We start from the raw sequence: 13,897 nt of genomic DNA, 5'->3' as shown, positions 1-13,897 counted from the left end.
TATTAATTAAGGCTAAATATTCGTTTGGTTAATACCCATTTTTCGTTGGGCCTTGATCCAGGTATTCTTTGTTGGAACTCATTCATCAGATTCTCCCACTCTTGAACAGCAGGGTTTTCTGCATCTAATTTACTTTTGGCTTCAAATGAAAATGAATCATTGACAACCATTTCCATAACTAATCGATTACCAAATCGAAAAATTTCCATCGAAGTAATTCCTGCGTTTCGAATACTTTCTTCAATGGCTTGAGGAATCTTTTCATGGTAAGCTTCATAACGCTTGATGGAACTTTCTTCATCAACTAAATCCAATATCAGCATGTATCTATTCATGAGCTGCTACTTTATATCCAGCATAGGCGTAATAAACGATGTAGGCAAAACAGAACATAGGAACTGCCAATGCAACATTTGTATCAATTTTAAATAAAGAGGCTGCAAATGGAGGAACGATGGCGCCACCAACAATTGACATGATGATTAAGGAAGAAGCTAATTTAGAGCCTTCACCTAGATTTTTACAGGAAAGGGCAAAGATGGTTGGGAACATGATGGATTGACAGAAATAAACCAACATTAATGCTACGACTGCTACTATCCCACCCCCTAACATCGCTACAACTAAAGAAAGAACAGCCCCAATGGCATAAATACCCAAAATTTGACTTGATTTAAACTTACCCATTAAGAAAGTTCCCAAGAAACGACCAATTAAAAATAAGATAAATGCGAAGGATGCATGAAAGCTCGCCATTTGCGTCGCAGACATGTTAGCATTGATTTGATAGATTTTTTCAACGATCCATAGGTTCGTGTCTGGAGCATAATCAAGTTTCAAATCCACAAAATTTCCCCACAATGTAACTTGTGCGCCCACATTTAAAAATTGTGCCACTATCCCTAATACAAGATGTTTGTGTTTTAGTAGATCTTTAATTGTAATGTTAGATTCTTTTTCTTCAGCCGTTTTTAATTCAGGCATTTTGGTGATAGCGAACAAGATAGCCACGAAGGATACGACACAGCCTACTAACAAATAGGGAGTTTGTACCGATGCAGCGTGTGCGGCTCGAATGGCTTCTGATTCGGCGATTGGCATGGCAGCAAGTGCTTCCCGACTGTACTCCTTCTCAGAAAAAATAAATAATCCACCGATGACAGGTCCCAAAATAATACTCATACCATTAAAGGATTGCGCAAAGTTTAAGCGAAAATCACCTTTGGAAGGATCGCCCAACACCGTTACATATAGATTAGCGGCTGTTTCAAGGAAGGCAATGCCACTCGCAATCATAAACAAGGCAATCAAAAAGAAGGAATAAGCTCGAACATCTGCTGCTGGGTAAAATAGGAAAGCACCAGCAGCATAAAGAATTAAACCAAGTAGAATTCCCATTTTATAGCCGTATTTCTTCATGACGTATCCCGCGGGCAAGGCCATGACGAAGTAGCCGAAATAAAATGCGGTTTCAACAATATTGGCTTGCCATCGCTGTAAATCTAAAGCAGTTTGAAATTGCTTGACCAAGGTTCCATTGAGGCTATTGGCCAAACCCCAAAGAAAAAACAAACTTGTTACTAAGATTAATGGGAGCGTATAATTCGTTTTGCCGTTGGATTGTAAGCTAACATTATCCTGATCTGATTGTGGTAAAGCCATGTTAATTTGTTTCTTGTTAAAGTCAAAAGTCCTTTCAATTTACCTTCTTTTTTCATTAAATTTAAACAATTATCAACTAAACCAAATTCATGAATTTCCGTCTTACGCTTCTAGCCTGTTTCATTTCATTTTTATCTTTTTCTCAAATTAAAAGCCCTGATCAATTTTTGGGCTATGAACTTGGCACTCGATTTACGTATCATCATCAATTAGTTGCTTATTGTAAATATATAGCTGAGCAAAAGCCAAGCATGGCGACTTGGCAGAGTTATGGGAAAACGAATGAAGGACGTGAATTAGGAATTTTGCTACTGAGTAAGCCAGGTTTAAGCAATAAGCTCGAATTAATTAAAGAACAACATCGTCAAATCATTATTGGCCAAAAAGCCATTTCCAATGACTTACCTTTGATTATCAATCTTTCATTTAATGTTCATGGCAATGAGGCAGCGGGATCTGAGGCAGCTTTGGGAGCTATTTATGATTTAGTGAAAGAAGATGGTTTATTGAGTAAGGCCACTAGTAATTATGTAGTTTTAATGGATCCTTGCATCAATCCAGATGGCCGGGACGCCTACGTCACCCAATTTAATCGTCGGAACTTCACGCCAGGTGGAAATGCAGATCCTAATGATCAGGAACATTTTGAAGGTTCGACTTCGGGTCGTTACAATCATTATTCATTTGATTTAAATCGGGATTGGGTATGGCAAACGCAAGTGGAAACCCAACAGCGCATTGCTTTTTTTCAATCATGGATGCCGATGGTGCATGCAGATTTTCATGAGCAGAGTTACCAACATACTTATTATTTTCCTCCTGCAGCGAAACCCTATTTAAATTTCATTTCAAGCTCAACAAAAGATTTACAAACAAGCGTAGGAAATTCATTTGCCAAATTGTTTGATCAAAATCATTGGCCTTATTTTACTTCTGAGGTGTATGATTTATTCTATCCGGGATATGGGGACACCTACCCAATTTTAAATGGAGCGTTGGGTATGACACTCGAGCAAGGAGGTATACGAGGCGGATTACAAGCACAAAAATCCAATAAAGACACCATTCGGTTTGTAGACCGGGTAAATCATCACCGTCAATTAGCGGTTAATTTAGTGGATTGGGCAATATCAAATAGTTCAATGGTGAAATCGAGTTATTATCAAAATCACCAAAATGCTCGTACCAATCCTTCTAATTTGTATAAGACTTATATTATCCCACAATCTGAAGTCGCCAAATCGTCAGAATTACTGAAGATTCTTAAGTCAAATCGGATTCTGGTTAGTCAATTAGACAAGGATTACCCACTGAATGCCTTCTCCTTTTTAGAGCAAAAAAATATACCACTTAAAGCGACTAAAGGTGATTTGATTGTTTCAGCCTATCAGTCGGCCGCTCCAATGATTCAAGCCTTATTAGACCCAACTCCTGCTTTGGAGGATTCGGTTACCTATGATATTACGGCTTGGAATCTTTTCCAAATACATGGTGTAAAAGGATATGGTGTCAAGGAACGCTTAATTGGTGTTGACATTAGTTTATTGGAATCAAAGGATAATGTGTTCGATGAAAAGCAGGTATCCTATGTTTTCAAACCTGATAGCAAAGCTGTTAATTTCGTGAATCAAGTATTGAAGGCAGGATATTTGGTCGTTTATAACGACAAAGAAGTAGGATTTACTGGGAAGAAATATGAGGCCGGCCATCTTTGGGTTATTAAGAAGAAAGGTTCATGGGATGCACTACGTAATTTAGCGAATCAAGCCAAAGTACAGGTTGAGGGGATAAATACGTATCGTTCAGAATCAGGTGCCGACCTAGGTTCAACTCATTTTATTGAAATAAATCCTACCCGAGTAGCTGTGGTGGTGGATGGTTCATTTGATGTAAACCAACAAGGTGAATTGGCATATTATTTAACACAAAAAATGCAGTTGAAGCCTAGCTTTATTCCCTTGAATCAGGTTAAACGTGCTAACCTGAATGAGTATAGTCATTTGATTTTTCCCAATACACGTTACTTGGAGTTCTCGAAAACAGAAACGGTCCTTATAGAGGATTATGTTCGTAAAGGTGGTCGTGTCTTGTTGATGGAAAATGCCGCGAGCAGTATCAAGGATAAGGAATTAGCTATATTGGCGAAGGATTTGAGCGATAGTACCGAAGCGGTCGTAGCCTATGAGGATGCTGAGCGAAATGAAATTTCGAAGACTTTAACAGGTAATTTGATTGAGGTAAATTTGGAGAAAACACATCCATTAGGTTTTCGGATTCAAAGAGACCAGGTAATTGTATTAAATCAAGTGGAGAATTTAATTGTACCAAACATACGATGGAAATCCATTCTTACTACGGAGAAATCAAGTAAATATTACGGTTTTATGGGAGCTAAAGTGAAGGGGAAACTTGATCATAGTATGTTTTTAGCTACTTATACCCTAGGAGCGGGAAATTATATTTGGTTTGGATTTAATCCACTATTTCGTGCTATCCCGAATCAAACCATGACACTATTTGAAAACGCTTTATTATACCATGCGGAATAATATTATCATCACGTCCTTCTTTCTTTTTGCGTCATTATTAGCTATAGGACAAGCAATTAAGCCGATTTACCCTATTCCAAGTGCTAAGCAAATAGCATGGCAAGAACTGCGTTATTATGGATTTGTTCATTTCAATATGAATACATTCACGAATGTGGAATGGGGTGAAGGCAAAGAAGATCCTAAATTATTTAATCCGTCAGCTTTGGATTGTAATCAATGGGCTTGTATCGCGAAAGCTGCAGGGATGAAAGGTTTAATTTTAACTGCCAAACATCATGATGGTTTCGCCTTATACCCATCGAAATATACAGCGCATTCTGTTGTGAAATCTCCTTGGAAAAATGGTCAAGGTGATGTAGTTCGCGAATTAGCGGATGCTTGCAAACGCTATGGTATCAAATTAGGTATTTACCTCTCTCCATGGGATCGATTCCATCCAGCCTATGGAACCGATACGTACAATGAAGTATATGCGAATATGCAAAAAGAACTATTGACACAGTATGGACCTATTTTTGAGTTTTGGTACGATGGGGCAAACGGTGAAGGACCCAACGGAAAGAAGCAAGTATATGATTGGAAGCTATTTCATTCGATGGTCAATAAATACCAACCCAATGCTGTGCAGTTTTCGGATAATGGACCGGATATTCGATGGGTCGGCAATGAACGTGGCTACTCCTATGAAACAATGTGGTCCCCTTTGAATAAAGATGAAATATATCCGGGTTATCCCAAGTTTGATGATTATCGCAATGGACAAGAGAATGGTCGTTATTGGGTAGCACCAGAAGTGGATGTAAGCCTAAGACCAGGTTGGTATTACCACCCGGAACAGGATAACAAGGTGAAATCTCCGGATTCTCTGATGAAGATTTATGTGGCTTCGGTGGGAAGGAATGCCAACTTACTCATCAATATTCCAGTCGATACGAGAGGATTGGTTCATGAGGCTGATTCTGCCGCATTGATTGGATTAAAGAAGTTGATGAATGTGGGGTTAAAAAGTCAAATAATTAAGAACGATGTGATTAAGACATCCTCTTTTGTCACCTCTCACCCGGTTTCATTTGTACGAGATTCGAATGAAAAGTCATTCTGGGCTGCTAAAGAAAATGATAAATCACCTACTTTAACTTGGAATTCGAACGAAGCTCGTTTGATTAATGCAGTTGTTTTGCAGGAGCCAATTGCTTTAGGTCAGCGCGTTAAATCCTTTCAAGTGAGATTGACCGACGAGCAAGGTCAAGTCGAAATAGTGAAAGGAAATACGATTGGGAATATGCGTATTCTGCCTTTCAAAGCTAAAAAAGTAAAAAGCATCCAAGTGGAATTCTTGGATGCTCGCGGCCAAATATTATTGGCAAATTTTGATTTATTGTACCTTATTTCAACACATAACGAATCGCTGTACCACTAAACGTGTAGCCATTGGCATCTTTCGTTGTGTAAACTTGATATTTGACATCCATGATGGCAGAGGCACCTAGTTCTTCGGCTTTCTCTACCATTTTGTCTAAGATTTCTTTCTTTTTGTTTTGATGAATTCCCCGATTTAACATTTTTCCGTTCTGAGTTTGATCGGCCGACAAAGGTATTTCATCTGAAAAACTAATGCTTTCGATGACAGCATAACTTTGTTTAGGTTGTTCATTGAAATAAAACACATCAATGGCATATTTAACAGGAATCTCGAAACCTATACCATCATGACGTTCTACGCCACCATCCTTGAAGTTGGGACTATAATAGGTAGATGGTTGTACATGTTTGGAACAACCAATCATGGAAGCAACCAAAACCAGTCCAAGAAATAATTTAAATACTTTCTGAGTCATAGATTAATACTTTTTCCCATAGGGATGCGCAATCCTCAATAAATTTTAAATGAATCGGATGGGTTTGATATACATCATGCCCAGCCTCCGTTTCAAAAGTAGTTAATAGGCAATAGTCATACGAGCGATCGATTACAGGACGATTCGTATTTGCAGGCTTTCCTACGCTGAAAACATCGACTGTCTCAATTTCTGCTAAGGAGCTCACTCCAGCTTCAAACATTTTGATATCATTCGATGATAATCCCTTTTTTAACCAAAAGTTAACGACGTGTACAAACATTAGTTAGATAATTTTACTTGATTAATAATTTCATTTAATTTTTGACCTAAGCCTTCTGAAGCTTCAGCTAATGGCATGCGAACTTGTGCTTGAATTAAACCTTTCAGTGCTAATATTTTCTTAACGCCCACTGGATTACCCTCTTCATAAAGATATGGGTCGATGGTTAAGAATGCTGCTAATGCTTTTTGTGCTGTTTTGTAATCACCTTGTAAAGCAGCATGTATCATTTGTGTAAATTGTGATGGGAATGCATTTGCAATAACAGACATAACACCTACCCCACCAATGGAAATGATCGGCACTGCCTGAACGTCATCACCGGAGATTAACAGAAAATTTTCAGGTTTATGAAATGCGATTTCCATGCATTGCTCAATGATGCAAGATGCTTCTTTGATACCAATGATATTCTTATGTTCAGCAAGCGTTAAAACAGTTTCTGCCGACATGTTTATCCCCGTTCTTCCTGGAATGTTGTACATAATTACTGGTACAGGACAAGCATCTGCGATAGCTTGGTAATGAGCAATTACCCCACGTGCACTTGGTTTATTGTAATATGGACATACGGACAAAATGGCATCAATACCCTCAAAATTCGTTTCCTTAATTTGTTTAATTAAGCTTTCGGTATTATTTCCACCTAATCCATAGACAATTGGTAATTGGCGGTTATTGCTTTCCTGAATTGTCGCAACAATTTTTTTCTTTTCATCCGCTGTTGTGGTAGCAGATTCTCCTGTGGTACCTTGAACAACAAGGTAATCAACGCCTCCGTGGCTGACATGCCCTACTAACTTAGCTAAACCTGTCCAATCAATGGAACGGTCGGCATCCATTGGTGTTACTAAGGCTGGAGCAACGCCATGAAATTTTGGTAATGATTGTGATTGCATAAATTAGGTAAGAAGTGCTATAAACTCTTCTTCGCTTAAGATTTTAATATTTAATTGATTTGCTTTCTCTAATTTGGCGGGTCCCATATTGTTGCCAGCCACAAGGTAATCGAGTTTTGATGAAATACTAGAAACAACTTTACCGCCATTTGCTACTATTTTATCCTTCAACTCATCACGTTCGAAGTTTTCAAATACCCCCGAAATTACGAAACTTTTTCCGACTAAGGCTTGCCCCTCCAAGACTATTTCTTGGATTTCTTCAGCCAACTGAACATTTGCAATTCTGAGCTTTTCGATGATACTTAAATTATTGGGATCATGGAAATACTCTTGGATACTGACAGCAATTCTTTCTCCTATCTCGGGAACTGCAACTAATTCTTCAAAACTAGCTTCTTTCAATCGATCGATACTCTGAAAAGCAATAACTAATTTCTCAGCAATTGTAGCTCCTACATGGCGAATACCTAAACCAAATAAGACTTGTCGAAATGGTATTTCTTTTGATTTTTGGATCGAACTTAAAATATTAGATATGGATTTAGCTTGAAATCCTTCCAAGCCTAGAAAACTTTGTTCATTTAAATCATACAAATCTGCTGCATTACGGATAATTCCTTTTTCAACGAAAAGATCAATCGTTTCTGTACCAAGGTTTTCAATGTTTAAAGCCTTACGTTGAATAAAATGTTCGATTCGGCCTTTAATTTGTGGCGGACAGTGAGTCTCGTTTATACAGTAGTGATTTGCCTCCCCTTCATTTCTAACTAATTCCGTTTCACATGCGGGGCATTGAGTGGGGAATTGAAATTTATTCGCATTAGGAATTCGTTTAGATGCATTTACCCCGGTAATTTTTGGGATGATCTCTCCTCCTTTTTCGATAAAGACCGTATCTTTTTCGTGTAAATTCAAGCGTTCCATCTCGTTGGCATTATGAATGGATGCTCGTTTAATGACTGTTCCTGCTAAATAAACCGGTGCTAAATTGGCCACGGGTGTTACATTCCCCGTTCTTCCCACTTGGTACGAGATACTCTCAATGCTTGTATGCGCAATTTCCGATGGATATTTGTAGGCTATAGCCCAACGAGGAGATTTAGCTGTAAATCCCAATCGCTCTTGTTGGCCTAAATCATTGATTTTTATGACAATACCATCTGTATTGAGCGGTAGATCATTTCTTTTCTCTTCCCAATCTGAAATGTACTGCAGTACTTGGTCTATATTTTTGCATTTTCGGTAGGTAGGTGAAACGGGGAATCCATTCTTTTCTAGTAGTAATAAACCTTCCTCATGTGTTTGAAAAGGAATTTCATTTCCAAGGTATGCATAGACAAAGCATGCCATATTTCGTTGGGCTACGATACTGGAATCTTGTAATTTAAAAGTTCCTGATGCTGCATTGCGAGGGTTAGCTAAGGGCGCCTCTCCTTGTGCCATTTTTTCAGCATTGATTTTATCGAATGAGCTTATGGGCATATAACCCTCTCCTCTTACCTCAAAACGGCTCGGAAGTTCGTTGGATGAAATAAAGTGAGGAATGCTTTTAATTGTTTTTACATTATTGGTAATGTCATCACCACGCGTTCCATCTCCACGGGTTACCCCTTTGACTAATTTTCCCTCTTCATACCAAAAAGAAAGAGCCACACCATCAAATTTCAATTCACAAATATATTCGTAGGCTTCATCGCCTAATGCTTTTTGAATTCTTTCGTCAAAATCTCTTAAATCAGTTTCATTGTACGTATTCCCTAATGAAAGCATCGGGAATTGATGGGTTACCGACTTGAAGATTTTGGTAATCGTTCCACCCACACGCTTCGTTGGACTATCCGCCAAGGCAAACAAGGGATTTTCAAATTCAAGTTTTTGAAGTTCAGCGAGGAGTTTATCGAAAGCTTCATCCGTAATTAGGCTTTCATTTAACTGATAATATGCATGGTTGTAGTAATTGATTTGGTCAACCAGTTCCTGCATCTTTTTTTGTATGTCCATACGCTAAAATTTAATAAACAAAGTTAATCCTAATCTCATCAGAAATAAACCTTAGCGAATATTTTTCATACCTTTGTTGAATGGAAAAGTTAATCATTGCACCCTCTGTTTTGGCAGCTGATTTTGCCAATCTTGAAAGTGAAACCAAAATGTTAAATGAATCGGCTGCACAATGGATTCATATTGATGTGATGGATGGCGCTTTTGTACCCAATATTTCTTTTGGATTCCCCGTTTTAGAGGCTATTGCAAAGCACACAACTAAGTTTTTAGATTGTCATTTGATGATTGAAAAACCAGAGCGCTACATTGCACAGTTTGCAGCAAGTGGAGCTAACATGATTACTGTACATGCTGAGGCGTGTCCACATTTGCATCGTACCATCCAACAAATTAAGTCAGAGGGATGTATGGCTGGAGTTGCCATTAATCCTGGTACACCTGTGTCCGTCTTAGCGGATGTAATCGGAGATTTAGATTTGGCATTAATCATGTCGGTAAATCCAGGTTTTGGTGGGCAAAAGTTTATCCCACATGCGATACAAAAAACGGCTCAACTTAAAGAGATGATTCGTATGACAGGGAAAGATATTTATCTGGAAATTGATGGTGGCGTGAATCAAATAAATGCAGCTGCCTTGCATCATGCGGGTGCGAATGTATTAGTAGCGGGTAGTTTTGTTTTTGCATCTGAAGATCCGAAAGCTACAATTCAAGAATTACTCTCTTTGGCCTAGGTATTTATGTTTAAATCACTTGGAACGTTTTTATTGACGTGTTTGCTGTTTCAGACTACAGCGCAATCCGTTCAATGGGCCTCTAAAGTGATGTCTTTTTCCAGTGAATATGCTGACCCACTTTTAGGAAAAGAGTATCGTGCTTTGCATATACTCGGTCGGCCGAGCAAATATCCTAAATTCGAAGCTAGCCCAAGTGCATGGCAATCGTTAACTCCAGACAATCCCTCAGGTGAGTTTATTATTGTATCCTTTGATACGGCCAAAGTAATAAAACAAATAGCGATATTCGAAAATTATGGAGCAGGTTCCATAACCCGAGTGGATGCTTTGGATGAAAATAATAAGATATTCCTTCTAAAAGAGTTTTCGCAAGGTTATGCACAATCAAGCGGTCAAATCACTCGAATTCGTTTGCCTAATCCAAGCAATTTTAAGGTCAAGTCAATCAAAATAAGTATGAATTCGCTTCGCGTTCAAGGGTTTTCGCAATTGGATGCTGTGGCAATATCGGATTCAGAATTACCTATTGAAGATAAAATCAAATTAGAGTCAGATCCGAATGCCTATTTGGTAAAAGAAAATCTAGGAACAGGTATTAATTCGAAATTCAATGAAATCTGCCCATTAGTAAGTCCCGATGGGAAGAGTTTATATTTTACACGTTGGAAACATCCAGATAATTTGGGTGCGATGAAAAACCAAGATATTTGGGTCGCCCAATTAGGGGAAAAGAATAAATGGGAAAAAGCAACACTATTTCCAGCCCCGATAAATAATGAGGAGAATAATGCAGTTTGTGGAATTTCGCCCAATGGGAAAACCATGCTCTTAAACAATGTCTATGGTAAAGATGGCCAAATGGAAAAGGGAGTTTCACTTTCATTTAAATTAAGAACCGGTGATTGGAGTTTCCCAAAACCAATTAGAATACAGAATTTTAAAAATAAGTCGGAGTATTCAGAATATACCTTAGCCCCTAATGGTAAAGTTCTTTTGATGACAACTGAAATGAAGGATTCCTATGGGGGAAAGGATATCTATGTTTCTTTCTTAAAGCCGGATGATACCTGGACTGAACCAAGAAATATTGGCCCCGTGGTGAATACTGGCGAACCCGAAAGCACCCCCTTTATAGCTCCAGATGGTGTTACGATGTATTTTTCTACCAGTGGACATGTAGGATATGGGAATAATGACATCTTTTTAACGCGTCGCTTGGACGATACGTGGTTAAATTGGTCTGTTCCTGAGAATGTTGGACCAATTGTCAATACAAATCAATGGGATGGGTATTTCACTGTATCGGCACAAGGCGATTATGCATATTTTAGTTCGGTTGAAAATTCCATGGGTGCGGAAGATATCTATCGAATTAAAATTCCTGAGAAGGTAAAGCCACAAACCCTCGTTCAAATATCTGGGAAAGTGATTAATCAAAATACGAAGGAAGCGATTGCGGCAAAGATTTTTGTTAAATCGACCATATCAGCTGATACGATTCACATAGATTATGATCCTTATTTAGGTGATTTTAGTTTTATGTGGCCTTCCAAGAAACCATTTACGGTCGAAGTTCGAGCGAAAGGCTATATCAGTAAAAGAGAGAATTTTGATTTTCGAGATACTAAAAAATATACCGAATCGGTTCAATTAATGAGCTTAATTCCGGTTGAGTTGAATAAACAATTCAAAGTCCCCAATCTTAATTTTGCCCAAAGCAAATCTGAAATTAGTAAGGAAGCCTACCCTGCCCTAGATGAAATTGTTAATATATTACTTGCTAATGAAGAATTGCAAATTTTGGTTGAGGGGCATACAGATAATCAAGGCGACTGGGATGCTAATCTTACCTTATCCGTGGAGCGGGTTAATCAAGTAAAAGCATATCTTGTCGACAAGGGTGTAGCGAATGATCGTATTCAAACAAAAGGTTGGGGAGGAACAAAGCCTTTAAATAGTAGTAGCCAAGAGGACAGAAGACGTTTAAATCGTCGCGTTGAATTTAGTTTCTTCGTAAAGCCATGACCAAAACAAAGGATTTATATTTTGAGCAATTAAATGGAATTCGATTCATAGCCGTGTTTTTAGTGCTATTGGATCATTGGTTGATTCCAATTAATCCATTTTCTTTTTTAGGTCACTTGGGAGTTGTCATATTTTTTGTACTCAGTGGCTTTTTAATCACTCGAATTTTGTTTCAAAATGCAGATGATTGTAGAAAAGTTCAAACGGGTATAAGCGTAAAAGTGATACGATTTATATATCGTAGGTCCTTGCGTATTTTCCCAATTTATTTTCTACTACTTTTTATAGGATTTCTCTTCTCATTATCTAATTTCCAGCAGTTTTGGTATTATCTGGTATTCTATTTGCCCAATTATTACATCATGTCAAAAGGGACTTGGTTGGGCATTTGGGATCATTTATGGTCTTTAGCGGTAGAAGAGCAATACTATTTAATTTTCCCCTACTTTGTTTTGTTGTTAAGCCCGAAGAAATATCCATGGCTTATTTGTTTGATGATATTGATGGGTATCGGAACTCGGTTAGGATTTGCAGTAGTGGCTAATCAGGATGTACAAGAACATAATTGGATGTGGTGGTATGTTAATCCTTTTTCAGCGTTGGATTGTTTTGGATTAGGCGGTTTATTGGCATATGTTTTTCATTACCAACAAGCTTATTTTCAGGAATTTAGGTATCTTTTTTTAGGTTTAGCTTTAAGCTTTTTAGCTTACCTAACCGTATTGTATTTGGCTTATTTAGCTGAATTTGATCATGCTAATTATTGGTCTATTGTATTTGAGCGTATAACAGCAGCATTAATGGCTTTTTTCTTAATTGCTTTGTCAATAAGGAAGCAGGCTTGGTTTTTAACCTCCTTTTTAAAATGGAATTCGATAGCCTATCTAGGTCAAATTTCCTATGGATTATATCTTTATCATAATCTAGTGATGAATTACTATCATGATAAGGGTAACACAATTTGGTATTATTTAAACAGGTTATTACCCGATTTTCATTTAGAAATAGTTAATTTTACAATCTTTAAATTCATCATCTGTTTAGTTATTTTAATTTTTATCTCAAGTCTTTCTTGGATATTGATTGAAAAGCCAATCAACAAATATAAAAACCGTATTTAATGCAAAATGAGTTAGATTTAGTAGTTGTTATTCCTGCTTACAACGAAGAGGCTTGTATACGAGATGTTGTGCCTAATTGGATTGATGGAATAGCTAAAACAATTTCCAGTGACCGTTTTAAGTTATTGATTATCAACGATGGTTCTCGAGATAATACAGGTGTTATCCTAGATGAGTTAACGGCATCCTATCCTAATCTAATTGCCAAACATCAATTAAATGGTGGGCATGGAAATGCTATCTACAACGGATATCAGATGGCGGTGGATATGAATCCAGCCTTTGTGTTTCAAACAGATTCTGATGACCAGTTTGATCCAAAGGACTTCCATAAATTTTGGGAAAAACGGAATGAATCCGATTTTGTACTTGGATTCAGGGAGGTTCGTCACGATGATCCATTTCGATTAATCATTACGCGAATTCTAAAATTCTCCCTCCTATTCATCTATGGGACATATATTCATGATGCCAATATCCCGTTTCGATTAATTCGAACTAGTTTTTTGAAAAAATTATTGGCGGCTTTACCTAGACAAATTCCATTTGCTCCAAATATTTTCTTATCTGTTTTAGCTAAGAAATCGGGACAGAAATTATTCGATATTCCTGTTTTACATAAAGAAAGAGAAACTGGGGAAGTTTCCATTCGACATATGAAACTGCTAAAAGTTTGCTGGCAAAGCTTTCAAGAACTGAGTTCATTTCGCTTCCAACTAAATCGAATGGTTCGGGAAATAAAAAAATAATAAAAAAGGCTAGCTCATAACGAA

At 37.7% G+C, this 13,897-nt stretch carries 12 protein-coding genes; 6 read left to right on the top strand and 6 right to left on the bottom strand.

Translation table 11 applies throughout. The features are described from left to right. Positions 1–2: 2 nt before the first annotated feature. Together ACMH5P_RS02050 and fucP are read right to left on the bottom strand one after the other, a co-directional pair. Positions 3–335 (bottom strand): L-rhamnose mutarotase, encoded by a 333-nt coding sequence (locus ACMH5P_RS02050; protein WP_459492647.1) that lies wholly within the window; start codon positions 333–335, stop codon positions 3–5. After that, entirely contained in the window at positions 328–1,662 is a 1,335-nt protein-coding gene (gene fucP / locus ACMH5P_RS02045; protein ID WP_459492646.1) for an L-fucose:H+ symporter permease, read from the bottom strand. Before fucP ends, ACMH5P_RS02050 begins: the two co-directional genes overlap by 8 nt. Positions 1,663–1,751: 89 nt before the next feature. Here fucP and ACMH5P_RS02040 point away from each other — a divergent pair, with 89 nt between their 5' ends. Further along, complete coding sequence (locus ACMH5P_RS02040; RefSeq protein ID WP_459492645.1) at positions 1,752–4,211, top strand: M14 family zinc carboxypeptidase; 2,460 nt, start codon at positions 1,752–1,754, stop codon at positions 4,209–4,211. Further along, positions 4,201–5,634, top strand: coding sequence for an alpha-L-fucosidase (locus ACMH5P_RS02035; RefSeq protein ID WP_459492644.1), 1,434 nt, complete (start codon positions 4,201–4,203; stop codon positions 5,632–5,634). Before ACMH5P_RS02040 ends, ACMH5P_RS02035 begins: the two co-directional genes overlap by 11 nt. On the opposite strand, the gene ACMH5P_RS02030 is transcribed toward ACMH5P_RS02035, so the two are convergent. From ACMH5P_RS02030 to ligA, 4 genes are read right to left on the bottom strand one after another with little or no spacing between them, the layout of a single operon-like run. Continuing rightward, positions 5,600–6,052: a heavy metal-binding domain-containing protein gene (locus ACMH5P_RS02030; protein ID WP_459492643.1), complete on the bottom strand. Its 453-nt coding sequence runs from the start codon at positions 6,050–6,052 to the stop codon at positions 5,600–5,602. The two genes, ACMH5P_RS02035 and ACMH5P_RS02030, sit on opposite strands and share 35 nt — an antisense overlap. Further along, on the bottom strand, positions 6,033–6,335 hold the full coding sequence (locus ACMH5P_RS02025; protein ID WP_459492642.1) for a Dabb family protein: 303 nt from the start codon (positions 6,333–6,335) through the stop codon (positions 6,033–6,035). The genes ACMH5P_RS02030 and ACMH5P_RS02025 overlap by 20 nt, the downstream gene beginning before the upstream one ends. Beyond that, positions 6,335–7,234 carry a 4-hydroxy-tetrahydrodipicolinate synthase gene (dapA, locus tag ACMH5P_RS02020; RefSeq protein WP_459492641.1) on the bottom strand — a complete coding sequence of 300 codons (900 nt, stop codon included), beginning with the start codon at positions 7,232–7,234 and terminating at the stop codon, positions 6,335–6,337. The genes ACMH5P_RS02025 and dapA overlap by 1 nt, the downstream gene beginning before the upstream one ends. Before the next feature lie 3 nt (positions 7,235–7,237). Further along, positions 7,238–9,238, bottom strand: coding sequence for an NAD-dependent DNA ligase LigA (gene ligA, locus ACMH5P_RS02015; RefSeq protein WP_459492640.1), 2,001 nt, complete (start codon positions 9,236–9,238; stop codon positions 7,238–7,240). A gap of 80 nt (positions 9,239–9,318) precedes the next feature. On the opposite strand from ligA, the gene rpe reads away from it, so the two are divergent. From rpe to ACMH5P_RS01995, 4 genes are read left to right on the top strand one after another with little or no spacing between them, the layout of a single operon-like run. Next, positions 9,319–9,975 (top strand): ribulose-phosphate 3-epimerase, encoded by a 657-nt coding sequence (gene rpe / locus ACMH5P_RS02010; protein ID WP_459492639.1) that lies wholly within the window; start codon positions 9,319–9,321, stop codon positions 9,973–9,975. Positions 9,976–9,981: 6 nt separating this feature from the next. Next, the gene (locus tag ACMH5P_RS02005; protein ID WP_459492638.1) at positions 9,982–12,003 is read left to right on the top strand and encodes an OmpA family protein; all 2,022 of its coding nucleotides are present in this window, start codon (positions 9,982–9,984) and stop codon (positions 12,001–12,003) included. Next, complete coding sequence (locus tag ACMH5P_RS02000) at positions 12,000–13,124, top strand: acyltransferase family protein (RefSeq protein ID WP_459492637.1); 1,125 nt, start codon at positions 12,000–12,002, stop codon at positions 13,122–13,124. Before ACMH5P_RS02005 ends, ACMH5P_RS02000 begins: the two co-directional genes overlap by 4 nt. Next, entirely contained in the window at positions 13,124–13,873 is a 750-nt protein-coding gene (locus ACMH5P_RS01995; protein WP_459492636.1) for a glycosyltransferase family 2 protein, read from the top strand. The genes ACMH5P_RS02000 and ACMH5P_RS01995 overlap by 1 nt, the downstream gene beginning before the upstream one ends. Positions 13,874–13,897 lie beyond the last annotated feature (24 nt).

Source organism: Aquirufa sp. 5-AUSEE-100C1 (genome assembly GCF_054558655.1).
The sequence above is the reverse complement of the archived record's forward strand: the minus strand, read 5'-3'. Positions and strand labels throughout refer to the sequence as shown.

Bases quoted from the DNA above. Each gene is read 5' to 3' on its own strand.
- ACMH5P_RS02025 (WP_459492642.1), bottom strand. From the start codon at position 6,335: ATGTTTGTACACGTCGTTAACTTTTGGTTAAAAAAGGGATTATCATCG.
- ACMH5P_RS02035 (WP_459492644.1), top strand. From the start codon at position 4,201: ATGCGGAATAATATTATCATCACGTCCTTCTTTCTTTTTGCGTCATTA.
- ACMH5P_RS02040 (WP_459492645.1), top strand. From the start codon at position 1,752: ATGAATTTCCGTCTTACGCTTCTAGCCTGTTTCATTTCATTTTTATCT.
- fucP (WP_459492646.1), bottom strand. From the start codon at position 1,662: ATGGCTTTACCACAATCAGATCAGGATAATGTTAGCTTACAATCCAAC.
- ACMH5P_RS02000 (WP_459492637.1), top strand. From the start codon at position 12,000: ATGACCAAAACAAAGGATTTATATTTTGAGCAATTAAATGGAATTCGA.
- ligA (WP_459492640.1), bottom strand. From the start codon at position 9,238: ATGGACATACAAAAAAAGATGCAGGAACTGGTTGACCAAATCAATTAC.
- rpe (WP_459492639.1), top strand. From the start codon at position 9,319: ATGGAAAAGTTAATCATTGCACCCTCTGTTTTGGCAGCTGATTTTGCC.
- ACMH5P_RS02050 (WP_459492647.1), bottom strand. From the start codon at position 335: ATGAATAGATACATGCTGATATTGGATTTAGTTGATGAAGAAAGTTCC.
- dapA (WP_459492641.1), bottom strand. From the start codon at position 7,234: ATGCAATCACAATCATTACCAAAATTTCATGGCGTTGCTCCAGCCTTA.
- ACMH5P_RS02005 (WP_459492638.1), top strand. From the start codon at position 9,982: ATGTTTAAATCACTTGGAACGTTTTTATTGACGTGTTTGCTGTTTCAG.
- ACMH5P_RS02030 (WP_459492643.1), bottom strand. From the start codon at position 6,052: ATGACTCAGAAAGTATTTAAATTATTTCTTGGACTGGTTTTGGTTGCT.
- ACMH5P_RS01995 (WP_459492636.1), top strand. From the start codon at position 13,124: ATGCAAAATGAGTTAGATTTAGTAGTTGTTATTCCTGCTTACAACGAA.